Here is a 25193-nt window from a genome sequence, read left to right on the forward strand (position 1 = left end):
CTCTATGCATAACGTAGGGCGGACTCAGGAGCGTAGCGAACAGTCCGCCGTTCGAAACCGCTGGCGTACTGCTTCGCGAGTACGCCCTACGGAGCCGACGCTCATCCGCAGCCGGCACTGGAGGCTGTATGCGTAGCCGCGGCGTGTTGCAGACCGAGGTCGAAATCCTCGTGCCGTTCTTCGACGTCGACTCAATGGAAGTGGTCTGGCACGGCCATTACGTCAAATACCTGGAGGTCGCCCGCTGCGCCCTGCTGGACAAGCTCGCGCACAACTACACACAGATGCGCGAGGCCGGCTATGCCTGGCCGATCATCGATATGCAGCTGCGCTACATGCGCGGCGCGCGTTTCGGCCAGTTGCTCAGGGTACGTGCCGATCTGGTCGAGTGGGAGAGCCGCCTGAAGATCAACTACCTGATCAGCGACGCGCAAACCGGTGAGCGCATGACCCGCGGCAGCACAGTGCAGGTAGCGGTGGAAATCGCCACGCGGGAAATGCTGCTGGCCTCGCCAAAAGTATTCGTCGAGGCGGTTGAGCGGGTGTTGCGGTGAGCATGCGAGCAACTCCATTCGCGTTCCTGCTGCTAGCGCTGTTCTGTGCGCCCCTGGCCCAAGCCTTCGACCTTGAGCAGCTCGCCGCCCAGCTGACCAAAGCGGCGGTGGTGCGCGGCGAGTTCATTCAGGAGAAGCACCTGCGCGCGTTGCCGCAACCGCTGACCAGCACCGGCCATTTCGTGCTGGCCAAACAGCACGGCCTGCTCTGGCTGCTGCAAAGCCCGCTGCAACAGGACTATCGCATCAATGCCGCGGGCATTTCCCGGCGCGCGGCCAATGGCTGGCAAGCCCTGCCGCAACAAGGTGCCAGCGCTCAGCAGAACCGCCTGTTCCTCGCCGTACTGCAAGGCGACAGCAGCGGCCTGCAAGATGATTTCGACCTGGCCCTGAGTGGCGACACCGGCGCCTGGCAGCTGAAATTGACGCCGCGGGCCGCACTGCTCAAACAGATATTCACCACGATCCATATCGAAGGCGGCGCCCTGGTACAGCGTATCGAGCTGCTGGAAACCCAGGGCGACAGCACCGTCATGCGCATGCCGGGCAGCGTTGCCGACACAGCGCTGAGCGATGCGGAGCGGCACGACCTTGTTGAATAAAAGCAGGGGGGTGAATAAAGGCTGGAAACTGGCTGAGCGCTGGCTGCCGCGCCTCTTCGCCCTGCTGTTGCTGGCACTGCTGGCGCTGGCCGGTTGGCAGTGGCGCAACGGCCCGCCGGTCTCGGCCAACCTGCTGGAGCTAGTGCCCACAGACGCGCCCGACGCCTTGGAACAGCGCGCCGAACAGCGCATGCAGGAGCCGCTCAACCGTGAGCTGGTGGTACTCATCCGCCACGCCGACAGCCAACGCGCCATCGCCATGGCCGCCGAACTGGGCGCCGCCTGGCAAGCCAGCGGGCTGTTCGAAAAGGTCCAGTGGAACCTGCAAGCCGACTTCCCCGCCCTGCGCCAACAACTGCTGCAAAGCCGACTGGCGTTGCTCGGCGCCGCCGACCGGCAATTGCTGATCGACGCCCCGCAGGCCTTTATCGAGCAGCGTGTGCAGGCGCTGTACGACCCCTTCGCTGGTTTCAGCCTGGTCGGCGCGGACCAGGACTGGCTCGGCCTGACGCAACTGATCCAGCGCAATCTGCCGCGCAACGGCAACGTGACCATCGACCTGAACGGCGCCTTGCTGGCGCAGAGCCAGGGGCAAACCTGGGCCTTTCTACGCGCGCGCACTCTGGGCAGCGCCTTCGATGGCAACCTGCCGCAGCAAGTCGCAGAGCGGGTGGCCAGCGCGCGGCAATTGGTGCAGGCGCAAGGTGGCGAATTACTCGCCACCAGCGGCCTGCTCTATGCGGCCAATGGCCAACGACAGGCCAGCCATGAGATGAGCCTGATCGGCGGAATCGCCAGCGCCGCCGCCCTGTTGCTGATGCTGTTGCTGTTTCGCCGGGTACGCATAGTGCTGGCCTTTATTCCGGCGCTGGTCGGTGTGCTCGCGGGACTGGTCGCCTGCGTCGCGCTGTTCGGGCACATCCATGTACTGACGCTGGTCCTTGGCGCCAGCTTGATAGGCGTGGCCATCGACTACCCGCTGCATTACCTGTCGAAAAGCTGGACCTTGCAGCCCTGGAATAGCTTGACCGCATTGCAAGTGACCCTGCCCGGGCTGAGCCTGGGTTTGGCGACCAATGCCATCGGCTATCTGGCGCTGGCCTTCACCCCATTCCCGGCGCTGCAACAGGTGGCCCTGTTCTCGGCTGCAGGCTTGCTGGGCTCCTACCTCTGCTCGGTGTGCTGGCTGCCGGTATTGATTGGCAACCAGCCGCTGCGCCCCTGGCCGGCGCCGTTGCGCTGGGCAGACCGCCTGCTGGCATTACGTGCGAGCTTGCTAGAGCGCATCGGCACGCCTTGGCTACTCGGCGCCTTCCTGCTGTTTTGCGCCGCTGGCGTGGCACAACTGTCGACCAAGAACGACCTGCGCCAATGGATCAGCAACCCGCCGCAGCTGCTCAGCGAAGCCCAGGCCATCGGCCGCATCATCGACTTCCAGCCGACCAGCCAGTTTTTCCTGGTCCGCGCCGCCGATCAGCAACAACTGCTGCAACGCCAGGCGCAGCTCGGCCAGCGCCTCGATCGACTGGTGGCCCAGGGCCAGCTCGGCAGCTACCTGGCGTTGAGCCAGCTGCTGGCCCCGGCCGCGGAGCAACAACGGCTGCGCCAGGCGCTCGCGCAGTTGCCGGCCCATGCCCAGGCGCTGCAGGCACTGGGCGTCTCGGCACAGGCGTTGGCGGCAGAAATACAGCAGCTGCAGGCATTGCCCGAGCAGGACCTCGAGCAAGCCTTGGCCGGGCCGCTGGGCGAAATCTGGCGGCCGCTATGGCTGGGCGAAGACAGCAGCCAGGCAGGCGTTGCCGGCTTGGTCAGCCTGCAGGGCTTGAGCGACACCGGTTTGCTCGCCGCCCAGGCGCAGGGGTTGCCGGGCGTGCAGCTGGTGGATCGGCTGGGTGAGCTGAATCACCTGTTCGCCAGCACCCAGATCAGTGCGGCGCAACTCAAGCTGCTGTCCTGTCTGTTGATCCTCGCTTTGCTCTGCCTGCCGTTCGGCCTGCATGGCGCGCTGCGTACCTTGGCCGTGTCGCTGCTCGCCGCCTTGGCCAGCCTGGCCAGCCTCGGCTGGCTCGGCCAGCCACTGACCTTGTTCAGCCTGTTCGGCCTGCTGCTGGTCACCGCCATTGGCGTGGATTACGCGATCATCATGCGCGAACGGGTCGGCGGTGCGGCCACCAGCCTGCTCGGCACCCTGCTGGCGGCGCTGACCACCTGGCTATCCTTCGGCCTGCTGGCGCTGTCGAGTACCCCGGCGGTGAGCAATTTTGGCCTGGCCGTCGGCCTCGGTCTGGTGTTCAGCTTCCTGCTGGCGCCCTGGGCGGCCAGTGAAGAACAAGCGCAAGAACAGTTGCAGCCGGAGCTGGCGCGATGAGCATCGGGCTGTTCTGGCTCGCGCTACTGGCGCTATTCGCCGTCGCCACCTGGCTCGGCGCACGGTTCAAGCTGATCCCGATCGTCAGCCAACTCCTGCTGGCCAGCCTGGGTGTCCCGGCCTTGTTGCTGTTCTGGGTCGAGCCGCACTGGCAACTGAGCGCCGCGCAACTGCTCGCACCGGCCTGGCTGCAAGCACTCTACGGACTGAGTTTCGCCCTGCTGCTCGGCCACATCCTCAGCGATGTGATCGACCTGGAGCTGAGCCCGCAAAGCCTGAAGATCGCCCTGCCGAGTTTCGCGCTGCCGTTCTGCTGCGGCCTGGGCTGCGCGCTCTGGCTAATGCCGGCGCAGTCCTGGCCGACGCAGCACTGGCTAAGCAGCGTGGGCATCGGCCTGTTGTTTTCGATCACCGCGATTCCGGTGCTCTACCTCTATCTACAGAACATCGACTACCCGCCGGCCGCCACCAAGCGCCTGCTGCATGCGGCGATCCTGATGGACGTGCTGTGCTGGAGCCTGTTCGCCCTGGCCCAGGGCAGCAGCCAACCCGGGCACCTGCTCTGGCCCCTGCTCGGCGCACTGTTGCCGCTGTTGCTGCACAAAGGGCTGGGGCTGCGCCATGGGCTGTTTTACAGCCTGCCGTTCTTCGCCTTGATGCTGCTATTGCAGCAACTCCAGCTCAACGCCCTGGTCTTCGGCATCGGCTACCTGCTCTGCCTCGCCGGGCTGCAACAGCCCTTCCAACTGCCGCTGCCGAAACCGCTCTGGCAGTGGCTGCAGAACGGCTTGGCGATCCCGCTGATCCTCAGCTGTGGTGTGTTACAGGTCGACTTCGACAATGCCTGGCAAGACTATTCCTGGCTGTACCTCGGCGCCCTGCTGGTGCTGCCGGTACTGAGCAAGTTGGCCGGCAACTGGCTGGGCCTGAGCTGGGCCGATCCGACGGCCTGCCGGCGGGTGAAGTGGCGGGAAAGCCTGCTGCTGAATATCCGCGGGCTGACCGAGATCGTCTTCCTCAACCTGCTCTTGCAACAACAGCTGATCGACGCCCAGGTGTATTTCGGCCTGCTGCTGATGAGCCTGTTTTCCACGCTGCTGCCGGCCCTGCTCGGTATCCGCAAATCACCCGCCGAACAACCCGCGGCAAGGAGCTCGTATGGTGCCGTTTGACCGGGGGCCGAAGCCGCGATGAGCCGCCTGCTCTGGCTGCCCCTGCTGCTGTTGCTGTTGCTGACGGCCTGCGCCCAGCCAGCGCCGTTGCCTAGCGCCGCGCCGGCACTGGCGTGGCCGCTGCAACTGCATGTGCAGCGCGAGCAGGCCGGGCAGACCCAGGACTGGCTATTGGTGGTGCAGAAAGAAGGCCCGGCACTGCGCTGGTCGCTGCTCGACCCACTGGGAATTCCGCTGGCCCGTCAGCTATTGAGCGGCAGTCAGTGGCAAAATGACGGCCTGCTGCCACCCAACCAAGAAGCCCGTGAGCTGTTCGCCGCCCTGCTGTTTGCCCTGACCCCGGAAGTAGAACTGGCGCAGCGCTATGCCGCCGCCGACTGGCAGGTACAGGGCCGGCAACGCAGGCTGCGCGAGGCCGGCAACCCACGCTGGCAGATCCGTTACCAGCAACCCCTGAATTTTCGGCTCGAGACCGCCAAGGGTTTGAGCTATCGCGTCGAGACGCTGCAATGATCAAGCAAGTCCCATCCCGATGACCGCGTACCTGAATGCCCTCGGGCTGCTCTGCGCGCTCGGCAGTGGCAAGCAGGCCGTGGCCGAGCGGCTGTTCGCCGGCGACGCCTCGGGCCTGCGCCGCCAAGACGGCTGGGTGGCGGAACGCAGCCTGCCGGTCGGCGTAATCACCGGCGCCTTACCCGAGCTACCCGGTGTCGGCACGGCACAGGCGACTCGCAACAATCGGCTACTCATGGCGGCCGCCCTGGAGATCGACACGGACATCCAGCTGGCCATCGCCCGCTATGGCCGCGCGCGGATCGGGGTGATCCTCGGCACCAGCACCAGCGGCATCCATGAGGCCACCCAAGGGATTGCCCGCTACCGGCAGGACGGCGAGTTCCCCGCCAGCTATCACTATGGGCAACAGGAACTGGCCGCCCCAGCCGCCTTCCTTTCCGACTGGCTGCAACTGAGCGGCCCGGCCTATGTGATTTCCACCGCCTGCACCTCCAGCGCTCGCGCCCTGCTCAGCGCCCGCCGCCTGCTCGACTCCGGCATCTGCGATGCGGTGCTCTGCGGTGGAGTCGACTCGCTCTGCCAACTGACGCTGAATGGCTTCGGCTCGCTGGAGGCGCTGGCGAGCGAACGCTGCAATCCGTTCTCGCGCAACCGCGCCGGCATCAATATCGGCGAAGCGGCGGTGCTCTTCCTTATGACCAGAGAGCCGATCACGAACGAGTTGAGCCAAGCAGCCGCACCGATAGCCCTGCTCGGCGCCGCGGCCAACTCCGACGCGCACCATATCTCCGCGCCGGACCCCCAGGGCCGGGGCGCCCAGCAGGTGATGCGCGCGGCCCTGGCGGATGCCGGCCTGGCGGCCAAGCAGATTGCTTATCTGAACCTGCATGGCACCGCCACCGGCCATAACGACGCCATGGAAAGCCTGGCGGTCGACGCGGTGTTCCCGGCGGGCGTGCCCTGCTCTTCGACCAAGCCGCTGACCGGCCACACGCTGGGGGCGGCAGGTGCATTGGAGGCCGCGTTCTGCTGGCTGAGCCTGGCCACCGAGAACCACGAGCAGCGCTTGCCGCCGCACCTGTGGGACGGTGAGGCCGACCCGCAACTGCCCGCCCTCAAGCTGACGACGGCGCAGAGCCGCCTGGCTGGCGCCGCGCCACGGCGGATGATGAGCAACTCCTTCGCCTTCGGCGGCAGCAATATCAGCCTGATACTCGGCAACCCAGCGGAGAACACGCCATGAGCCTCTGGCCCATCGTCGAACTGCTGCCGCACGCCGGCGACATGATCCTCCTCGACGAAGTACTCAGCTTCGCCGCGGAAGAAGTGACCACCCGCCTGCGCGTGCGCCCCGGCGGCCTGTTCAACCGGGCCGACGGCAGCCTGCCGGCCTGGGTCGGCATCGAGCTGATGGCGCAGAGCATCGCCGCCTATGCCGGTTGCCAGGCGCGGCAGGCCGGGGCGCCGGTGGAGCTGGGCTTTCTCCTCGGCACCCGCAGTTTCCAGTGCAACGTCGAGGCCTTCCCGGCCGGGGTGGAGTTGCAGATCCACGCCAGCCGCTCGCTACAGGACGACAACGGCATGGGCGTTTTCGAATGCCAGCTGAGCGGCCCCGGTATTCATGCCGAAGCCCGCCTGAATGTGTTTCGCCCACCGCACGTGGCCAGCTACCTTGAAGAACCTGCACATGACTGAATCGATTCTGGTAACCGGCTCCAGCCGTGGCCTTGCAGCCCGCGGCACGAGCCGTCACCGTCAAGACCTTGAAGAGCCTGCACATGACTGAATCTATTCTGGTGACCGGCTCCAGCCGGGGTATCGGCCGCGCCATCGCGCTGCGCCTGGCCCGTGCCGGCTATGACCTGGTGCTGCACTGCCGCAGCGGCCGTGCCGAAGCCGAAGCGGTGCGCGCACAGATCCTCGACCTCGGCCGCCAGGCGCGCATCCTGCAATTCGACGTGGCCGAGCGCGCCGCCTGCCGCGAACAGCTGGAAGCCGATGTCGAAGCCCACGGCGCCTACTACGGGGTGGTCTGCAATGCCGGCCTGACCCGCGACGGCGCCTTCCCGGCGCTCAGCGAAGAGGACTGGGACCTGGTCATGCGCACCAACCTGGACGGTTTCTACAACATCCTGCATCCGCTGATCATGCCGATGATCCGCCGGCGCAAGGCCGGGCGGATCGTCTGCATCACCTCGGTGTCCGGGCTGATCGGCAACCGTGGCCAGGTCAATTACAGTGCCTCCAAGGCCGGCGTGATCGGCGCGGCCAAGGCCCTGGCGATCGAGCTGGGCAAGCGCAAGATCACCGTCAACTGCGTCGCCCCCGGGCTGATCGACACCGCCATGCTGGATGAGCAGGTGCCGGTCGAGGAACTGCTGAAGATGATCCCGGCCCAACGCCTGGGCACGCCGGAGGAAGTCGCCGGCGCGGTGAATTTTTTGATGTCGGATGAAGCGGCCTATATCACCCGCCAAGTCCTCGCGGTCAACGGCGGGCTCTGTTAATGAAGCGCGTGGTCGTCACCGGCATGGCCGGCATCACCTCGCTCGGCAGCGACTGGGCCAGCATCGAGGCGAATTTCCGCGCCAACCGCAGCGGCATTCGGCGGATGCACGAATGGGATCGCTTTACCGAGCTGAACACCCGCCTGGCCGGGCCGATCGACGATTTCGCCGTGCCCAAGGCCTGGACCCGCAAGCAACTGCGCAGCATGGGCCGGGTCTCGCGGCTGGTGGTGCTGGCCGCCGAGCAAGCCCTGGCGGATGCCGGGCTGCTGGATGATGAGTCGATCCGCGACGGACGCATGGGGGTAGCCTGCGGCTCGTCCACCGGCAGCACCGACGAGATCAAGGCGTTCGGCAACATGCTGCTGAACTCGGTGGCGGACGGCCTCAACGCCAGCTCCTACGTGCGCATGATGCCGCACACCACGGCGGCCAATATCAGCATCTTCTTCGGCCTCAAGGGCCGGGTGATCCCCACCTCCAGCGCCTGCACCAGCGGCAGCCAGGGTATCGGCTACGCCTACGAGTCGATCAAGTTCGGCCGCCTGCCGCTGATGCTCGCCGGTGGTGCCGAAGAGCTGTGCCCGACCGAGGCGATGGTCTTCGACGCGCTCTATGCCACCAGCCTGAAGAACGATGCCCCGCACACCTCGCCACGCCCCTATGACAACGACCGCGATGGCCTGGTGATCGGTGAAGGCGCCGGCATCCTGGTGCTCGAAGAGCTGGAGCACGCCCTCGCCCGCGGCGCGCAGATCCATGCCGAGATCGTCGGTTTTGGCAGTAATGCCGACGGCCAGCACGCCACCAAACCGGAACAGCTGACCATGCGCCGGGCGATGGAACTGGCGCTGGAAGATGCCCACCTGCCGCCCGCCGCCATCGGCTACGTCAACGGCCACGGCACCGCCACCGAGCAAGGCGACATCGCCGAGACCCTGGCCACCAGCAGCCTGTTCGGCGCACGCATGCCGATCAGCTCGCAGAAGAGCTTTCTCGGCCACACCCTGGGAGCCTGCGGCGCGCTGGAGTCCTGGTTCAGCATCGAGATGCTCAACCGCGACAGCTACATCCACACCCTCAACCTCGAGCACATCGACCCGCGGTGCGGCGAACTGGACTACCTGCGCGGCGAGGTGCGGCGGATGAGCAACGAGTACGTGATGAACAACAACTTCGCCTTTGGCGGGGTCAACACCTCGTTGATCTTCCGGCGCTGGCGGTAAGCCCCCGACGGCCGTTGCGTGCAGCGCAGGTCCGGCACTGCCGGGGCGTTCGGGTTGCCGAGCTAGTACACTGAGAAGGATAGAGTCGAGCGGCCAGCGACTATGACCGGCAGCGCCCTCGCCACCGTCAGCCGCCGTCCCAGCAGAGGAGGTGCCCGATGTCCAGTCAGCACAGATTCGAGATCCACTATCGCTACCACGACGAACCGCACAGCCGCATAGTCGAGTCGGACGCCGGGCACCTCGACGCTCACCTCGCCGCGCTGCGCCTGATCGCGCTACACCACGCCGACGCCGAGAACAGCCTGCTGATGCCCGCCGCCGATGCCTCGCCCGCAGACATTCTGGAGCAGGCCGAGGTCCTGGGCATCAGCGGCATCCGCATCAACAAACTGCCCCGCGCGCCTAAGCCACACCCCTTAGGGCTCGCTTGACCGCTGCCTGGCGGTAGCCGCCCCGGGGTTATGCGGCGTGATATTGCGCCGAGAGCTCGTGCACCGCCTCGAGAAAGACGCCCGCGTGAGCGGGGTCGACTTCCGGGGTGATGCCGTGACCGAGGTTGAAGACATGGCCGCTGCCCTTGCCGTAGCTGGCGAGAATCCGCTCCACTTCGACACGGATCGCGGCAGGCTGGGCGTACAGCACGCTCGGATCCATGTTGCCTTGCAGGGCCACCTGGTCGCCGACGCGGCGGCGCGCGTCGCCGAGGTCGCAGCTCCAGTCCAGGCCCAGGGCGTCGGCGCCGGTGGCCGCCATCCCCTCCAGCCACAGGCCGCCGTTCTTGGTGAACAGGATCACCGGCACCTTGCGGCCGTCGTGTTCGCGGATCAGGCCCGTGACTATCTTCTGCATATAGGCCAGGGAGAACTCCTGGTACGCCGCAGCGGACAGGTTGCCGCCCCAGGTGTCGAAGATCTGCACGGCCTGGGCACCGGCGAGGATCTGCCCGTTCAGATAAGCGGTCACCGCCTGCGCCAGCTTGTCGAGCAACAGGTGCATGGCTTGCGGGTTGTCGTAGAGCATGGCCTTGGACTTGCGGAAGTCCTTCGATGAACCGCCTTCGACCATATAGGTGGCCAAGGTCCAGGGGCTGCCGGAGAAGCCAATCAGCGGTACGCGGCCATTCAACGCGCTACGGATGGTGCGCACGGCGTTCATCACATAGCCGAGGTCTTGTTCCGGATCGGGAATCGGCAGCGCCTCGACATCGGCCAGCGTACTGATGACCTTCTTGAAGCGCGGGCCTTCACCGGTCTCGAAATACAGCCCCTGCCCCATGGCATCCGGAATGGTCAGGATGTCGGAGAAGAGGATCGCCGCATCCAGTTGCGGGTAGCGATCCAGCGGCTGCAGGGTGACTTCGCAGGCGAACTCGGGGTTCTGCATCAGGCTCATAAAGTCACCGGCTTTGGCGCGGCTGGCGCGGTACTCCGGCAGGTAGCGACCGGCCTGACGCATCATCCACACCGGGGTGACGTCGACGGGTTGCTTGAGCAGGGCACGGAGGAAGCGGTCGTTCTTCAAGGCAGTCATGGCAGCGTCCAGCAAAAAAGTGTGGGCATTTTGTAGGGTGGATTAGCCGTAACACGGCGTAATCCACCACCCACAGGCGAAAAGATCAAGCATTGTCGCAAAGCACAAAACAAAAGGCACGGCGAGTGCCGTGCCTTTTGTCTATCGCGACGATTTGCCACGTGGGTTGCCAGCGGTGGACGTAGGGCGGACTCAGGAGCGAAGCGAACAGTCCGCCCCCGAGTCCAGGCTGGAGACCGCTGGCGTACTGCTTCGCGAGTACGCCCTACAACCCTGCAGGGCTCAGACCCCGAGGTAGTCGAGGATGCCTTCGGCGGCCTGACGGCCTTCGAAGATCGCGGTCACCACCAGGTCGGAACCACGCACCATGTCGCCACCGGCGAAGATCTTTGGGTTGCTGGTCTGGTGCTTGAACTGCGACTGTTCCGGCGCCACCACGCGGCCCTGGTTGTCGATGCTGATCTCGTGCTGCTCGAACCAGTCCGCCGGGCTTGGACGGAAGCCGAAGGCGATGATCACGGCGTCGGCCGGGATGATCTCTTCCGAACCCGGAATCGGCTCAGGGCTGCGACGGCCACGGGCATCCGGCTCGCCGAGACGAGTCTCGACCACCTTCACGCCTTCGACCTTGTCCTCGCCGACGATGGCGATGGGCTGACGGTTGTAGAGGAATTTCACCCCTTCTTCCTTGGCGTTCTTCACCTCTTTACGCGAGCCCGGCATGTTCTCTTCGTCGCGACGATAGGCGCAGGTCACGGCCTTGGCGCCCTGGCGAATCGAGGTGCGGTTGCAGTCCATCGCGGTGTCGCCACCGCCCAGCACCACGATCTTCTTGCCCTTCATGTCGATGAAGTCTTCCGCCGCCTTCTCGAAACCGAGGTTGCGATTGACGTTGGCGATGAGGAAGTCCAGGGCGTCGTAGACGCCCGGCAGATCCTCGCCGGGGAAGCCGCCCTTCATGTAGGTGTAAGTGCCCATGCCCATGAACACGGCATCGTAGTCGGCCAGCAATTGCTCGACGGTTACGTCGGTGCCGACTTCGGTGTTCAGGCGGAACTCGATGCCCATGCCGGTGAAGATTTCCCGGCGACGGCTGAGTACGGCTTTTTCCAGCTTGAATTCGGGAATGCCGAAGGTCAGCAGACCGCCGATTTCCGGGTGCTTGTCGAACACCACCGGACTCACACCATTACGCACCAGTACGTCGGCACAGCCGAGACCGGCCGGACCGGCCCCGATGATCGCGACCTTCTTGCCGGTCGACTTGACCTTGGACATGTCCGGGCGCCAGCCCATGGCGAACGCGGTGTCGGCGATGTACTTCTCCACCGAGCCGATGGTGACCGCGCCGAAGCCGTCATTGAGGGTGCAGGCACCCTCGCACAGACGATCCTGCGGGCACACGCGGCCGCAGACTTCCGGCAGGGTATTGGTCTGGTGGGCCAGTTCGGCGGCGGCCAGAATGTTGCCTTCCGAAACCAGCTTGAGCCAGTTCGGAATGTAGTTGTGCACCGGGCACTTCCATTCGCAATACGGGTTGCCGCACCCCAGGCAGCGATGCGCCTGGTCTGCAGCTTGCGCTGGCTTGAAGGGCTCGTAGATCTCGACGAATTCCTTCTTGCGCTGACGCAAGAGCTTCTTCTTCGGATCTTTGCGCCCGACCTCGATGAACTGGAAGTCGTTGTTCAGACGTTCAGTCATTTCAAAACCTCATCAAGCTGTAGGGCGTGGTCACGCTAATCACGAGTCGCGTTAGCTCTGCGACCACGCCCCCTAGGCGCAAATTATTGTGGGTTGGCACGGGTGCTGGAGAGCAGCGACCCAAGACTGGCAGCCTTCGGCTTGACCAGCCAGAACTTGCGCAGGTAGTCGTCCAGGTTTTCCAGAAGGTTGCGACCCCACTCGCTGGAAGTTTCCTGAACATACTCGGCAAGCACGCGCTGCAGGTGGCTACGGTAGGACTCCATGGCCTCGCCGCTGATCCGCTGGATCTCCACCAGTTCGTGGTTCACCCGGTCGACGAAGCTGTTGTCCTGGTCCAGTACGTAGGCGAAACCGCCGGTCATGCCGGAGCCGAAGTTGTAGCCAGTCTTGCCCAGCACGCAGACAAAACCGCCGGTCATGTATTCGCAGCAGTGGTCGCCGGTGCCTTCCACCACAGTATGCGCGCCTGAGTTACGCACGGCGAAACGCTCACCGGCCGTACCCGCAGCGAACAGCTTGCCGCCGGTGGCGCCGTACAGGCAGGTGTTGCCGATGATGGCGCTGTCCTGGGTCTTGAACGGGCTGCCGGCCGGTGGAACTATGACCAGCTTGCCGCCAGTCATGCCCTTGCCGACGTAGTCGTTGGCGTCGCCTTGCAGATAGAGGTTCAGACCACCGGCGTTCCACACGCCGAAGCTCTGCCCGGCAGTGCCCTTGAAGCGGAAGGTGATCGGCGCCTTGGCCATGCCCTGGTTGCCGTGCACTCGGGCGATTTCACCGGAGACCCGAGCACCGATGGAACGGTCGCAGTTGCAGATGCCCAGCTCGAACTCGGCGCCAGTCAGGCCGTCGATAGCCGGCTTGGCCAACTCGACCATGTGCTCGGCGAGCTGGCCGAGGTCGAACGGCGGGTTGCGATCTACCTGGCAGAACTGCGGCTTGTCGGCCGGGATATGGTCACTGCCGAGCAGCGGAGTCAGATCCAGATGCTGCTGCTTCTCGGTTTCGCCCGGCAGCATTTCCAGCAGATCGGTACGCCCGATCAGTTCTTCCAGGCTACGCACGCCAACTTTGGCCAGCCACTCACGGGTTTCCTCGGCGACGTAGGTGAAGAAATTCACCACCATGTCGACGGTGCCGATGAAGTGATCCTTGCGCAGCTTATCGTTCTGGGTGGCTACGCCGGTGGCGCAGTTGTTCAGGTGGCAGATACGCAGGTATTTGCAGCCCAGGGCGATCATCGGCGCGGTGCCGAAGCCGAAGCTTTCGGCGCCGAGGATGGCCGCCTTGATCACGTCGAGGCCGGTTTTCAGGCCACCGTCGGTCTGCACCCGGACCTTGCCGCGCAGGTCATTGCCGCGCAGGGTCTGGTGCGTTTCGGCCAGGCCGAGTTCCCACGGCGCGCCGGCGTACTTGATCGAGCTGATAGGCGAAGCACCGGTACCACCGTCGTAACCGGAGATGGTGATCAGGTCGGCGTAAGCCTTGGCGACACCGGCGGCAATAGTGCCGACGCCCGCCTCGGCCACCAACTTCACCGAGACCAGTGCGGACGGGTTGACTTGTTTAAGGTCGAAAATCAGCTGCGACAGGTCTTCGATGGAGTAGATGTCATGGTGCGGCGGCGGCGAAATCAGGGTCACTCCGGGCACGGCATAACGCAGGCGCGCGATCAGGCCGTTGACCTTGCCACCCGGCAACTGGCCACCCTCACCGGGCTTGGCGCCCTGTGCGACCTTGATCTGCAGCACTTCGGCGTTGACCAGATACTCCGGCGTAACGCCGAAACGGCCGGTCGCCACCTGCTTGATCTTCGAGCTGCGCACGGTGCCGTAACGGGCCGGGTCTTCGCCACCCTCACCGGAGTTGGAGCGCGCGCCGATGCGGTTCATGGCTTCGGCAATGGCTTCGTGCGCCTCGGGCGACAGGGCGCCGAGGGAAATGCCGGCGGAGTCGAAGCGCTTGAGGATGGCGTCCAGCGGCTCGATGTCGTCGAGCGACAGCGGCTGGTCGGCGACTTTCACCTTGAGCAGGTCGCGGATCATCGACACCGGGCGAGTATCCACCAGGGTTGTGTACTCCTTGAACTTCGCATAGCTGCCCTGCTGCACTGCGGCTTGCAGGGTGTTAACCACATCCGGGTTGTAGGCGTGGTATTCGCCGCCGTAGACGAACTTCAGCAGGCCACCCTGCTGGATCGCTTTACGGTTGTTCCAGGCCTCATTGGCCAGCAGCTTCTGTTCGGCCTCGATATCGACGAAGCGCGCACCTTTGATCCGGCTGGCGACGCCGCGGAAGCTCAACTCGACCACTTCCTCGGACAGGCCGACGGCTTCGAATAGCTGCGCACCGCGGTACGAAGCCACGGTGGAGATGCCCATCTTCGAGAGGATCTTCAGCAGGCCTTTGGAGATGCCTTTGCGGTAGTGCTTGAACACTTCGTAGAGGTCGCCGAGCACTTCACCGGTACGGATCAGATCCGCCAGCACTTCGTAGGCCAGGTACGGGTAAACCGCCGAAGCACCGAAGCCGATCAACACCGCAAAGTGGTGAGGATCGCGGGCGGTGGCGGTTTCCACCAGGATGTTGCAATCGCAACGCAGGCCTTTTTCCACCAGACGGTGATGCGCGGCACCCACGGCCAGCGAGGCATGCATCGGCAATTTACCCGGAGCGATATGCCGGTCGGTCAGCACCAGCAGGGTCTTGCCGCCACGCACGGCCTCTTCCGCCTGATCCGCGACATTGCGTACCGCCGCCTCGAGGCCGAGGCTCTCGTCGTAGTTGAGGTCGATGACCTGCCGCTCGAAGCCCGGCGTTTCCAGGGCCATCAGCGAACGCCACTTGGCCGGCGAGATCACCGGCGAGCTGAGGATGACGCGGCTGGCATGGGCCGGCGATTCCTCGAAGATATTGCGCTCGGCGCCCAGGCAGATCTCCAGCGACATCACGATGGCTTCGCGCAGCGGGTCGATCGGCGGGTTGGTGACCTGGGCGAACTGCTGACGGAAGTAGTCGTAGGTGGAACGCACGCGCCTGGACAGCACCGCCATCGGCGTGTCGTCACCCATCGAGCCGACGGCTTCCTGGCCTTGCTCGGCCAGCGGGCGCAGCACCTGGTCACGCTCCTCGAAGGTGACCTGGAACATCTTCATGTATTGCTTGAGCTGCTCGGCGTCATAGCTGGCCACGCCATGGTCGTCTTCCATGGTCGCCTGAATACGCACAGCGCTCTTGCGCAGCCACTGCTTATAGGGGTGGCGCGACTTCAAGCGGTTGTCGATATCGTCGGTGCTCAGCACCTGACCGGTCTCGGTATCCACGGCAAGCACCTGCCCCGGGCCGACGCGACCTTTGGCGATCACCTCATCCGGCTGGTAACCCCAGACGCCGATCTCGGAGGCGATGGTGATGTAGCCATTGCTCGTGGTGACCCAACGCGCCGGGCGCAAGCCGTTGCGATCGAGCAGGCAGACGGCATAGCGGCCATCCGTCAGCACCACGCCGGCAGGGCCGTCCCACGGCTCCATGTGCATGGAGTTGTATTCGTAGAAGGCACGCAGGTCGGCATCCATGGTTTCGACATTCTGCCATGCCGGCGGAATGATCATACGGATGCCGCGGAACAGGTCCATGCCGCCGGTGACCATCAACTCCAGCATGTTGTCCATGCTGGAGGAGTCCGAACCGACGCGGTTGACCAGCGGCCCCAACTCGTCCAGATCCGGCAGTAGATCGTTGCTGAATTTGGTGCGCCGGGCCTGGGCCCAGTTGCGGTTGCCGGTAATGGTGTTGATCTCGCCGTTGTGGGCGAGAAAACGGAACGGTTGGGCCAGCGGCCACTTCGGCAGGGTATTGGTGGAGAAGCGCTGGTGGAACACGCAGATCGCGGTCTGCAGACGCTCGTCACCCAGGTCCGGGAAGAACTGAGCGAGGTCGACCGGCATCATCAGGCCTTTGTAGATGATGGTCTTGGGCGAGAGGCTGCAGATGTAGTGCTCGCTGTCGGCCGCGTTGGTCACCGAGGAGCGACGCCGGGCGCAGAACAACTTGATCGCGAACTCTTGGTCGCTGAGGCCTTCGCCACCGATGAACACCTGCTCGATCTGCGGCAGGCGCTCCAGGGCCAGGCGGCCCAGCACGCTGATATCCACTGGCACCTTGCGCCAGCCGATCAATTGCAGACCGGCCGCCTGAATCTCGTGATTCATGTTTTCACGGGCGGCGCTGGCCTTGGCTTCGTCCTGATTGAGGAAAACCATGCCCACGGCGTACTGCTTCGGCAGCTCAACGCCGAACTGCTGCTGGGCGATAGCGCGCAGGAAGGCATCCGGCTTCTGCATCAGCAGGCCACAGCCGTCCCCGGTCTTACCGTCGGCGTTGATCCCGCCGCGGTGAGTCATACAGGTCAAGGCTTCGATGGCCGTCTGCAGCAAGTGATGACTCGCCTCGCCCTGCATATGGGCGATCAGGCCGAAGCCGCAGTTATCCTTGAACTCATCAGGATGGTACAGACCTGCTTTCATAGGGACTCTCACCAGGCAAACTTTATCTATTTCAAACACTTACCTTGCGCGCAGGTCATTGCGCCAGCTTTGCGCAGGCAAAAGGGGGGTCATTGTACACAGCCACACAGGGGCTCACAAATGCCTCGCGGCGACACCGCGAAACCTTATGTCGCCTTTTTAAAAGAAAAAGACCGAATGGTCATGCTAAGGACCATCCGGTCATCACGATCAGCGCGCCTGAGCCTCCTGCTGGATACTGGCGAAACTGCGCGGCCAGGGCTTGCTCGCCTGAACCTTGACTGGCAAGGCTTTGATTGCCGCTTGCGCAGCATTCCGAGTCGCAAAACTGCCATAGGTCACCACATACAGCGGCTGCCCTTGGTGCATTTTTTTGAAGTAGCGGTACTCGCCGCCCTGCTGACGCACAAACGCTTGCGCACTGCTCTCCGAACGAGTCCCCAAAATCTGCAGCGCATATTTCGTCCCAGCCTGACTGCGATACCAGACCGCTCCTGCCGCTGGCGCGCTAACGGCCGGCTTTTCCACTGGCTTAGCGACTGGCTTCACCGGCACTGCAACCGGTTTAGGCGCAGGAACAGGAACAGCGGCTGCCGGCTTGGGCGCCGCAGCCACAACAGCGCCTGCCGGCTGGCTCGACACAGGCGCGAGGACGGACGCGGCAACCGGCACAGGCGCAGTCGGAGCCGGCCCCGCCACAACACCCAGCGGCGGCGCGATGCTGGTCGCCGTCAGTGGCGCCAAGCTTGTCGCCGGTTCAGTCGCACCCGCTTCTTCGCCATCCGCCAACCCAGCGGCCTGAGCCAAAGGCTCGCGAATGACTGGCTGCGCTTCACCCACTAAAGGCAGCGGCAACGGTTGAGTCGAGCCGGCAAATTCGATAGCCGGGCCATTTTGATTCGACTCCACTGCTGGCGCTACGCCCTCCGCCACCGGAGTGGCCGTGGAGCCAAGCGGCAATTGGGCCACCGACGGAGCCGTCGGCTCACTATCGGTACGCCCCTGCATTAACCAAGCGGCGCCAACAGCCACAGCGACCACGACCAACGCCAACAAATGCTTCTTTGGCAGATTGAAACTGAAGCCCGAACGCTGAGCGGCACCGCGCCGAGCCAGCATCGCCTCGATCAAGGTATCGCGCGCCACCTGATTGATCGCTCCGGGCCAGCCCGCAGACTGCCGATGGATATCAGCCACCTGCTCATCGGACAGAATCTCCACCCCCTGCCCTGCGCCATCCAGACGCTGTGCCAAATAGTCGCGAGTTTCATCTTCGCTATAAGGCTGCAACTCAATGGCATGGAAACGCTCCTCGCCATCCGCTAGCAACTCAAGACGCGGCAGCAGTGCGGAGTCGCCAAACAAGAACACATGCGGTCGCCCCTCGGCATTCCCGGCGGCCAGCACCAACAAGGCATCCAGCGCGGAATTATCCAGCGCCTCAGCGTCATCGACCAGCAGATAGACCTCTTGCCCAGTCAACGACAGCTGCGCGACCTGAGCTAAAACGGCCTGAACCTCAGACTGCGAAGAGTTCAAACCCTGGGCAATCTGCCGCATCAGCCCGCCAGCATCAGCCGCACCACGGGCAGAGACCACCACGCTATGCACCGCCTGCTTATTGGTGCTAGCCACCAGCGCTTGGCGCAGCAGGGTCTTACCACTCCCCTGCGGCCCACTAACAACCAGCAATAACTGGCTGTAACGCGCCAGATGGTGAAGCTGACCCAGCACCGGCTTGCGTTGCGCCGGGAAAAACTTAAAGCCGGGCACACGCGCCGCAAAAGGATCGTGACTGAACTGGTAATGGCCGAGAAGGGCCTCATCGGCATGCAAACTAGTCATGGGACTCTCAATTTAGTCTTTAAGCTGTTCCACCAACGCGCGGTAATCCGCAGCCAAGGTGGCATCCAAAATCTCGCGCGGAAAATCGCCAGTCACTACGGCATCGCCCATCTGGCGCAACAACACCAAACGCAAGCGACCACCCAGGACTTTCTTATCGACCGCCATGTGCTTGAGAAAATCATCCGCCGTCATATCCTGCGGCGGTATCACCGGCAGCCCTGCCCGCTGAAATAGGCGGATAGCGCGATCGCGCTCAGCGGCCGTAATCCACCCCAGGCGCTTGGACATCTCCAAAGCCATGACAGTGCCAGCGGCAACCGCCTCACCATGCAACCAGACACCATAGCCTTGCTGCGTTTCTATGGCATGCCCGAAGGTGTGGCCCAGGTTAAGGGTCGCGCGCAATCCTGACTCACGCTCGTCAGCCCCGACAACTCGCGCCTTGGCCGCACAGGAGCGCTCAATCGCCTCGGTCAACACCGCCTGATCGAGCCCGCGCAAAGCCTCAATATTGGCCTCAAGCCATACCAGAAAGGGCTCATCGCAGATCAGGCCGTATTTGATGACTTCCGCCAGACCCGCCGACAGCTCACGCGCCGGCAGCGTCGCAAGAGTCGAGGTATCGATCAGCACCGCTTTCGGCTGATAGAAAGCACCCACCATGTTCTTGCCCAGCGGATGATTGATCCCGGTCTTACCGCCCACCGAGGAGTCGACCTGCGAGAGCAAGGTGGTCGGCACCTGAATGAAGTCGACACCGCGCTGATAGCAGGCCGCAGCAAAACCGGCCATATCACCGACCACGCCGCCGCCCAGGGCAATCACCGTGGTGCTGCGCTCATGCCGCGCCGTCAGCAAGCCATCAAAAATAGTCTGCAGCGTCTCCCAGCCCTTGAAGGCCTCACCATCCGGCAAGATGACGGTAGCCACCTCGAAGCCCGCCAACGCCCGAGTCAGCGCATCCAAGTAGAGGGGTGCCACTGTTTCATTGGTAACGACAGCCACTTGCCGCCCAGCGATATGCCGCGCGAACAGCTCGGCCCGGGCAAGCAAATCTGCTCCGATATAGATGGGATAGCTACGTTCGCCAAGCTCGACCTGAAGAGTTTGCATGGGGCCCCCGCGTTAAAAGGGCCCTAGGATAGCGCAATTCCGCTTACGCTTTAACGTGGAGGCAGCGCCTCGAGGCGTTCGAGAATTTCCTGCACCACCATGCGCGGCGGACGCTCGTCGGTTTCAATCACCACATCCGCAATTTCACGGTAAAGCGGATCACGAATACGCATCAACTCACCTAGCACCTTACCCGGGTCAGCCGTGCGCAATAGGGGACGATTCCGATCCCGCGAGGTGCGATCTAACTGCTGCTCCACAGAGGTATGCAGATAGACAACCCGCCCTCCAGTACGAAGCGCAGAGCGGTTTTCTGGCCGCAAGACGGCACCACCACCAGTAGCCAGCACCACCCCATCCAACTCACAGAGCTCGGCAATCACCGCTTGCTCGCGCTCACGAAAGCCAAGCTCGCCCTCGACATCAAAAATCCAAGGAATATTGGCCCCAGTACGCTGCTCAATTTCCTTATCAGAGTCTTTGAACGGCAGTCTCAGCTCTTTAGCAAGCAGCCGCCCGATGGTGCTCTTACCGGCACCCATCGGGCCTACGAGTATCAAATTTCGCACTGAATTAACGGCTCACAGCAATAGCCTGGTTGTTCATGATACGCGGGGTGAGGAACACCAGCAGCTCGGACTTCTTATCCTGCACAACATCACGCCGGAACATGCGCCCCAAGAAGGGCAGATCCCCTAGGAACGGCACTTTATCTACAGACTTGGTCTGAGTATTGGAGAATACCCCACCAATCACGATGGTTTCCCCATCGCTCACCAGAACCTTGGCATTGACTTCGTTTTTCTTGATCGGCGGCACACCTAACACGGCATTTGAAAAGTCTGGCTCATCCTTGGTTACCTTCACCTCCATGATGATGCGATTATCCGGGGTGATTTGCGGAGTCACTTCCAACGACAGCGCCGCCTCTTTGAAGGAAACAGAGGTGGCACCACTGGAGCTGGCCTCCTGGTAAGGAATTTCAGTACCCTTGAGGATTTTCGCCGTTTCCTTATCAGAGGTCACGACCTTAGGTTGGGAGACAACTTCCCCGTTTCCGGTTTTCTCCATCGCCGACAATTCCAGATCAAGAATCGTATTATCCGTAATGAATCCCAGGTTCAACCCAGAAGTGTTACCAGTCACGCCCATATCCACAAACGTACCGGCGTCAATTTCAAGCGGATCAGAACCCTTGACCAGGCTATTGCTTCCGCCCGCGACAAAATTATTATCACCGACACTTACACCGCGCCACTCAACACCCAGCGCCTTGTCATAGTCGACACTCGCCTCGACAATCCGCGCTTCAATCATCACCTGGCGCACTGGAATATCTAGCTGTGCAACTATACGACGTAGTTCATCAAGCTTACTCTGGGTCTGGTAGGCAATAATGCTATTAGTTCTATCATCTACAGTAATAGAGCCCCGCTCATCCGCATTATCGCTACCGCTCGTTACCGACTGGAACAGCTTCGCAATATCTGTAGCCTTCGCATAGTTAACCTGAATCAATTCGCGACTCAGGGGCGCAAGCTCAGCAATTTGCTTCTGCGACTCCAATTCCTGACGCTCACGAGCCGCAATTTCATCCGCCGGCGCAACCAGCAGGACATTACCCACCTTGCGCTTATCGAGGCCTTTGGTTTTCAGTACCAAATCTAACGCTTGATCCCAAGGCACATTCTGCAAGCGTAAGGTAATATTACCTTGCACGGTGTCGCTCGCCACCAAATTCAAATCCGTGAAGTCGGCAATCAACTGCAAGACCGAGCGAACATCAATATCCTGAAAGTTTAAGGAAAGCTTCTCGCCGCTATAGGCAAAACGCTCTGTCTTACGCTTCTCGGCATCCTCTTGAGTTAACGGCTTGACACTGACCGTCAACTTATTATCCGCCTGATAGGCCAAGTAGTCATAGAACCCAGTCGGCTCGATAGTAATAGTTGCCTTATCTCCCGTACCTGCAGCACTGACAAACTGCACAGGAGTGGCGAAATCTTTAACATCCAAACGTACGCGCAGAGATTCCGGCAGCTGAGTTTTCGCAAAACTCAAACTAATTTTACCACCCTGCTCTTGAATATCTGGACTTACAGAAGGATCCGACAGTTCGATAACGACATTACCTTCGCCCTGTTCGCCGCGTTGGAAGTCGATATTGCTAATCGCTTTACCAACGGGCGCGTAGGTTTTCTTCGAAGCCACTTGAGCCTGCACCTTAACAGGCGCAACAACGGGGGTAGCAGCTGCAACATTGCCGGCGCTATCACCCACTACGACATACAGATTATTACCTTCAGCGCGAGTGCTATAGGGAACCAAGGTCGAAAGATTAATAATCAATCGAGTGCGATCCTTCGCCTCAACCACCGTAACGCTGCGAGCATTGCCGACACCCAACTCACGATTCTTCGAACCTAGCTGACTGGTTACGCCCGGCAAATCAAGAGCAATACGTGCGGGCTGTTCGATGGTGTAGCCCCGCGGCGCCATCACCGGCTCGTCAAATGCCAGCTTTAGCTCCACTCGATCACCAGGCAACGCAGCGACATCAAGAGTTTGCAGACTGGCAGCCAGCAGGGCTGGCGACATTACAGCAGCTAACAGGGACATGCAGAGGCGCGAAAGAGAGCTATTCATTCTCAGGTTCCGTTGTACCGACCGGTAATTATTTTTCATACTTCACCCCGCCCTTAAGAGCGCTCCTTGAGAGAGAGGCTTCGCGGCCGCTCCAACCAGCCACCTTCACCATCAGGAACAATTTCGATCACATCGACTTTCGCTTCATTAATTGCCAAGATGCGACCATTGTTGCGCCCCAGGTAATCACCCACTTTCACCCTGTGCACACCGCCAGCACCATTAACCAGAGCGAACATTCCGCTATCGTTAGAGAGTGTTCCTACCATCTCAAAGACTTCAATATTGAAGCCCTCCAGAAACTGTTTAACCCGTGTCTCATCAGGCTTGACCTCTTGAGACCCTTTCGGCCGGCTAACCAGATCAATTTTTACTGGCGGCTGGAACGGAGGCCGCAGTGCAGCAGCGCTGTAAGTAAACGCCTCGTACGGCTGAAATTTTGGCAAGGGCTCAATAGAACCCTTAGGGCGAGCACGAACCTCATCCATATAGGTCTGAAGATCATTGAAATCGCCACTCGATCCACAGCCGGTCAAACTAGCCAGCAACAGACCGCACACCATCAGACGGGGACTCTTCATTTTTGCAGCCCCTTATCGTTATAACGGTAAGTCTTGGCGAGAATACTCATACGCAGCTTTGAGGTGCTGTCTGCACTAAGTGGTTTAATCTCGAAATCATGCAGAGTCACGATTCGAGGCAAGCTGGCCACACCACTGACGAAGGTCGCCAAATCGTGATAAGCACCAACAACAGAAATCTGTATTGGCAACTCGATATAAAACTGTTGCGCAGCTTCCGGCAACAATTTTATTTCCTCAAACTCCAACCCGCTCCCCAAACCTGTACGAGTTATATCCTCCAGCAACCCAGGCACCTCGGTATCACTAGGCAACTGTCGCAAAAGAGCACCAAAAGAGACCTCCATCTCTTTCATTTGCTCTTTATAGGCCTCTAGATTGGCGGCTTGAAAGGCCTTCGTGGAAAACTGCTGCTTGAGGGTCTCTTCCTCACTACGCTGCTGGTCCAACTGCGCTTGCAGATCCTTAAGATGAAAGTTGTAGCCCAATGCCAATACCGCAATCAGCAATATAAAACACGCTACAACTTTAACCGCAGCCGGCCAGGAACCTAGGTTATTAACATCAAGATCCCCAAGGTTAATCTTGCGCAAATTCTCGAGAGAGTCAGCCAGGCTCATTTCTTGGCTCCTTCTGCTTCAATCGACGGCTGCGTTTGCTGCACGGTCAGCTGGAAGACATTTGCCTGATCTAGTGCCCCCGCGGTAATGGCCTTAACCGCAGTCAGGTTAGGTGCATCCAGCCACTGCGAAGCATCCAGATTACGCATCAAATTAGAGACCCGATTATTTGACTCAGCGGCCCCTTCAATGGCGATGTTTTTACCTGCCATTTTCAGCGCACTGAAGTAGACACCGTCAGGTAAAGTACGCGCCAGCTGGTCGAATACCCGCCCAATAATTGGACGGTTACCTTGAAGATCCTGAATAATTTTCATCCGCTCTAGAAGCTGTTGACGGCGCGTCTTAAGCTCACCGATTTCTTTAATTCGCGCATCCAGCACCGCGATTTCTTTACGCACATAGTCATTACGAGCGCTTTGTTGTTCGATGGCGCCATTCAGATACTGATCACCGAGAAAAACCGTGCCGCCGGCCACGATTAATACGCCGGCCAACGTGACCAGAAAGCGTTGCTTGCGCTCCTCGCGCAGCTGCTCCCGCCAGGGAAGTAGGTTGATGCGCGCCATCAGTCGAAACTCCTCATCGCCAGACCACAAGCAATCATCAGCGCCGGAGCATCACTTGCCAAAGCCCCCGCATTGACCTTGCCACTAAGCGCCATATCAGCGAAGGGATTTGCCACCAAGGTTTGCGTGCCGATTTTTTGTTGGATCAGCCGATCCAGATCGGGAATCGAGGCCGTACCACCCGCCAACAGGATGTAATCGACATCATTAAACTGGCCCGCCGCGAAGAAAAACTGCAACGACCGGGAAACCTGCTGCACCACCGCCTCTTTGAACGGCTGCAACACTTCGCTGTCGTAGTCATCTGGAAGGCCGCCCTGCTTCTTGGCAAGTCCAGCCTCCTCTACGGACAACCCATAACGACGCTGAATCTCTTCGGTTAGCTGCTTGCCGCCGAAGAGCTGCTCACGGGTATAAATGGTCCGACCATTGTGCAACACGCTCAGCGTGGTCATGGTCGCGCCGATATCGACGATCGCGACCGTCAGCTCGTCATGCCCGCTCCCCAACTGAGCGGCCAGCAAGCCGTAAGCCCGCTCGAGAGCATAGGCCTCGACATCGACGACCTTCGCCGTCATACCGGACAGCGCAAGCGCCGCCTCACGAACTTCGACGTTCTCCTTACGGCACGCTGCAAGCAGCACATCAACCCGTTCAGAATTGCGCGCCGAAGGCCCCTGCACCTCGAAATCGATCGCGACCTCTTCGAGCGGATAAGGGATGTACTGATCGGCTTCGATCTTCAGCTGGCTCTCCAGATCATCGTCCGAGAGGCCCGCCTCCATCTCGATAGTTTTGGTAATGACGGCCGAACCAGCGACCGCTACCGCTACCGTTTTCACCCCTGTCTTGGCCTTGGCCAAGACTCGAGATAACGCCTGCCCCACGCCTTCCAGCTCAGCGATATTTTTCTCGACCACAGCATTTGGGGGGAGTGGCTCGACAGCATAGGCCTCTACTTTGTAGCGGCTTCCTGAGCGACTCAATTCGAGGAGCTTGACTGAGGTCGAGCTGATATCGATCCCCAGAAGCGTGTTCGCTTTCTTATTGAAGAGCCCTAGCACGACCGATTTCCTATTGGCATCCGCGACTTACGGACTATTTATGT

21 protein-coding genes are annotated in these 25193 nt (G+C 61.6%); 10 read left to right on the forward strand and 11 right to left on the reverse strand.

The features are described 5' to 3' along the window. Positions 1 to 128 precede the first annotated feature (128 nt). The 10 genes from FFS12_RS07335 to FFS12_RS07380 all read left to right on the forward strand — a co-directional run bounded on the left by FFS12_RS07335 (position 129) and on the right by FFS12_RS07380 (position 9379). Positions 129 to 554: a thioesterase family protein gene (locus FFS12_RS07335; protein ID WP_137886246.1), complete on the forward strand. Its 426-nt coding sequence runs from the start codon at positions 129 to 131 to the stop codon at positions 552 to 554. A gap of 2 nt (positions 555 to 556) precedes the next feature. Then, positions 557 to 1156, forward strand: coding sequence for an outer membrane lipoprotein carrier protein LolA (locus FFS12_RS07340; protein WP_137886247.1), 600 nt, complete (start codon positions 557 to 559; stop codon positions 1154 to 1156). Then, the gene (locus FFS12_RS07345; RefSeq protein WP_137886248.1) at positions 1128 to 3524 is read left to right on the forward strand and encodes an MMPL family transporter; all 2397 of its coding nucleotides are present in this window, start codon (positions 1128 to 1130) and stop codon (positions 3522 to 3524) included. Before FFS12_RS07340 ends, FFS12_RS07345 begins: the two co-directional genes overlap by 29 nt. Continuing rightward, positions 3521 to 4696 (forward strand): sodium:proton antiporter, encoded by a 1176-nt coding sequence (locus FFS12_RS07350; RefSeq protein ID WP_137886249.1) that lies wholly within the window; start codon positions 3521 to 3523, stop codon positions 4694 to 4696. The genes FFS12_RS07345 and FFS12_RS07350 overlap by 4 nt, the downstream gene beginning before the upstream one ends. 18 nt (positions 4697 to 4714) lie before the next feature. Continuing rightward, on the forward strand, positions 4715 to 5209 hold the full coding sequence (locus tag FFS12_RS07355) for a DUF3261 domain-containing protein (protein ID WP_137886250.1): 495 nt from the start codon (positions 4715 to 4717) through the stop codon (positions 5207 to 5209). A gap of 19 nt (positions 5210 to 5228) precedes the next feature. Next, entirely contained in the window at positions 5229 to 6455 is a 1227-nt protein-coding gene (locus FFS12_RS07360; RefSeq protein WP_137886251.1) for a beta-ketoacyl-[acyl-carrier-protein] synthase family protein, read from the forward strand. Beyond that, positions 6452 to 6907 (forward strand): hotdog family protein, encoded by a 456-nt coding sequence (locus tag FFS12_RS07365; RefSeq protein WP_137886252.1) that lies wholly within the window; start codon positions 6452 to 6454, stop codon positions 6905 to 6907. The genes FFS12_RS07360 and FFS12_RS07365 overlap by 4 nt, the downstream gene beginning before the upstream one ends. Positions 6908 to 6990: 83 nt before the next feature. Continuing rightward, complete coding sequence (gene fabG, locus FFS12_RS07370) at positions 6991 to 7719, forward strand: 3-oxoacyl-ACP reductase FabG (protein WP_137886253.1); 729 nt, start codon at positions 6991 to 6993, stop codon at positions 7717 to 7719. Continuing rightward, positions 7719 to 8945 carry a beta-ketoacyl-ACP synthase gene (locus tag FFS12_RS07375; protein ID WP_137886254.1) on the forward strand — a complete coding sequence of 409 codons (1227 nt, stop codon included), beginning with the start codon at positions 7719 to 7721 and terminating at the stop codon, positions 8943 to 8945. The genes fabG and FFS12_RS07375 overlap by 1 nt, the downstream gene beginning before the upstream one ends. A 158-nt stretch (positions 8946 to 9103) precedes the next feature. Next, entirely contained in the window at positions 9104 to 9379 is a 276-nt protein-coding gene (locus tag FFS12_RS07380; RefSeq protein WP_137886255.1) for a hypothetical protein, read from the forward strand. Positions 9380 to 9407: 28 nt separating this feature from the next. Here FFS12_RS07380 and hemE read toward each other — a convergent pair whose 3' ends face one another. The 11 genes from hemE to FFS12_RS07440 all read right to left on the reverse strand — a co-directional run bounded on the left by hemE (position 9408) and on the right by FFS12_RS07440 (position 25149). Further along, a complete protein-coding gene (gene hemE, locus FFS12_RS07385; protein ID WP_137886256.1) occupies positions 9408 to 10478 on the reverse strand; it encodes a uroporphyrinogen decarboxylase in 1071 nt (356 codons plus the stop codon). 282 nt (positions 10479 to 10760) lie between these two features. Continuing rightward, the gene (locus tag FFS12_RS07390) at positions 10761 to 12179 is read right to left on the reverse strand and encodes an FAD-dependent oxidoreductase (RefSeq protein WP_137886257.1); all 1419 of its coding nucleotides are present in this window, start codon (positions 12177 to 12179) and stop codon (positions 10761 to 10763) included. An 83-nt stretch (positions 12180 to 12262) separates the two neighbouring features. Further along, entirely contained in the window at positions 12263 to 16708 is a 4446-nt protein-coding gene (gene gltB / locus FFS12_RS07395) for a glutamate synthase large subunit (RefSeq protein ID WP_137886258.1), read from the reverse strand. A gap of 210 nt (positions 16709 to 16918) precedes the next feature. Then, a complete protein-coding gene (locus tag FFS12_RS07405) occupies positions 16919 to 18553 on the reverse strand; it encodes an SPOR domain-containing protein (protein ID WP_137886259.1) in 1635 nt (544 codons plus the stop codon). A 12-nt stretch (positions 18554 to 18565) separates the two neighbouring features. After that, positions 18566 to 19669: a 3-dehydroquinate synthase gene (gene aroB, locus FFS12_RS07410; RefSeq protein ID WP_137886260.1), complete on the reverse strand. Its 1104-nt coding sequence runs from the start codon at positions 19667 to 19669 to the stop codon at positions 18566 to 18568. Positions 19670 to 19719: 50 nt separating this feature from the next. Continuing rightward, entirely contained in the window at positions 19720 to 20238 is a 519-nt protein-coding gene (aroK, locus tag FFS12_RS07415) for a shikimate kinase AroK (RefSeq protein ID WP_137818690.1), read from the reverse strand. 4 nt (positions 20239 to 20242) lie between these two features. After that, complete coding sequence (pilQ, locus tag FFS12_RS07420) at positions 20243 to 22315, reverse strand: type IV pilus secretin PilQ (RefSeq protein ID WP_137886261.1); 2073 nt, start codon at positions 22313 to 22315, stop codon at positions 20243 to 20245. A 53-nt stretch (positions 22316 to 22368) separates the two neighbouring features. Next, positions 22369 to 22896 (reverse strand): type 4a pilus biogenesis lipoprotein PilP, encoded by a 528-nt coding sequence (gene pilP, locus FFS12_RS07425; RefSeq protein WP_137886262.1) that lies wholly within the window; start codon positions 22894 to 22896, stop codon positions 22369 to 22371. Then, on the reverse strand, positions 22893 to 23516 hold the full coding sequence (gene pilO / locus FFS12_RS07430) for a type 4a pilus biogenesis protein PilO (protein ID WP_137886263.1): 624 nt from the start codon (positions 23514 to 23516) through the stop codon (positions 22893 to 22895). The genes pilP and pilO overlap by 4 nt, the downstream gene beginning before the upstream one ends. Further along, positions 23513 to 24085, reverse strand: coding sequence for a PilN domain-containing protein (locus FFS12_RS07435; RefSeq protein WP_137886264.1), 573 nt, complete (start codon positions 24083 to 24085; stop codon positions 23513 to 23515). Before FFS12_RS07435 ends, pilO begins: the two co-directional genes overlap by 4 nt. Beyond that, entirely contained in the window at positions 24085 to 25149 is a 1065-nt protein-coding gene (locus tag FFS12_RS07440; protein WP_137818695.1) for a pilus assembly protein PilM, read from the reverse strand. Before FFS12_RS07440 ends, FFS12_RS07435 begins: the two co-directional genes overlap by 1 nt. Positions 25150 to 25193 lie beyond the last annotated feature (44 nt).

The sequence above is a fragment of the Pseudomonas sp. 2FE genome, assembly GCF_005503735.1.
GTDB lineage: Bacteria > Pseudomonadota > Gammaproteobacteria > Pseudomonadales > Pseudomonadaceae > Aquipseudomonas.

What these genes read in the sequence shown, in the direction of transcription:
- FFS12_RS07390 (WP_137886257.1), bottom strand. Translation starts at nt 12,179, where the DNA reads ATGACTGAACGTCTGAACAACGACTTCCAGTTCATCGAGGTCGGGCGC.
- FFS12_RS07350 (WP_137886249.1), top strand. Translation starts at nt 3,521, where the DNA reads ATGAGCATCGGGCTGTTCTGGCTCGCGCTACTGGCGCTATTCGCCGTC.
- FFS12_RS07435 (WP_137886264.1), bottom strand. Translation starts at nt 24,085, where the DNA reads ATGGCGCGCATCAACCTACTTCCCTGGCGGGAGCAGCTGCGCGAGGAG.
- hemE (WP_137886256.1), bottom strand. Translation starts at nt 10,478, where the DNA reads ATGACTGCCTTGAAGAACGACCGCTTCCTCCGTGCCCTGCTCAAGCAA.
- aroB (WP_137886260.1), bottom strand. Translation starts at nt 19,669, where the DNA reads ATGCAAACTCTTCAGGTCGAGCTTGGCGAACGTAGCTATCCCATCTAT.
- pilP (WP_137886262.1), bottom strand. Translation starts at nt 22,896, where the DNA reads ATGAAGAGTCCCCGTCTGATGGTGTGCGGTCTGTTGCTGGCTAGTTTG.
- FFS12_RS07365 (WP_137886252.1), top strand. Translation starts at nt 6,452, where the DNA reads ATGAGCCTCTGGCCCATCGTCGAACTGCTGCCGCACGCCGGCGACATG.
- FFS12_RS07345 (WP_137886248.1), top strand. Translation starts at nt 1,128, where the DNA reads ATGCGGAGCGGCACGACCTTGTTGAATAAAAGCAGGGGGGTGAATAAA.
- FFS12_RS07380 (WP_137886255.1), top strand. Translation starts at nt 9,104, where the DNA reads ATGTCCAGTCAGCACAGATTCGAGATCCACTATCGCTACCACGACGAA.
- gltB (WP_137886258.1), bottom strand. Translation starts at nt 16,708, where the DNA reads ATGAAAGCAGGTCTGTACCATCCTGATGAGTTCAAGGATAACTGCGGC.
- pilO (WP_137886263.1), bottom strand. Translation starts at nt 23,516, where the DNA reads ATGAGCCTGGCTGACTCTCTCGAGAATTTGCGCAAGATTAACCTTGGG.
- FFS12_RS07405 (WP_137886259.1), bottom strand. Translation starts at nt 18,553, where the DNA reads ATGACTAGTTTGCATGCCGATGAGGCCCTTCTCGGCCATTACCAGTTC.
- fabG (WP_137886253.1), top strand. Translation starts at nt 6,991, where the DNA reads ATGACTGAATCTATTCTGGTGACCGGCTCCAGCCGGGGTATCGGCCGC.
- pilQ (WP_137886261.1), bottom strand. Translation starts at nt 22,315, where the DNA reads ATGAATAGCTCTCTTTCGCGCCTCTGCATGTCCCTGTTAGCTGCTGTA.
- FFS12_RS07360 (WP_137886251.1), top strand. Translation starts at nt 5,229, where the DNA reads ATGACCGCGTACCTGAATGCCCTCGGGCTGCTCTGCGCGCTCGGCAGT.
- FFS12_RS07355 (WP_137886250.1), top strand. Translation starts at nt 4,715, where the DNA reads ATGAGCCGCCTGCTCTGGCTGCCCCTGCTGCTGTTGCTGTTGCTGACG.
- FFS12_RS07335 (WP_137886246.1), top strand. Translation starts at nt 129, where the DNA reads ATGCGTAGCCGCGGCGTGTTGCAGACCGAGGTCGAAATCCTCGTGCCG.
- FFS12_RS07340 (WP_137886247.1), top strand. Translation starts at nt 557, where the DNA reads ATGCGAGCAACTCCATTCGCGTTCCTGCTGCTAGCGCTGTTCTGTGCG.
- FFS12_RS07375 (WP_137886254.1), top strand. Translation starts at nt 7,719, where the DNA reads ATGAAGCGCGTGGTCGTCACCGGCATGGCCGGCATCACCTCGCTCGGC.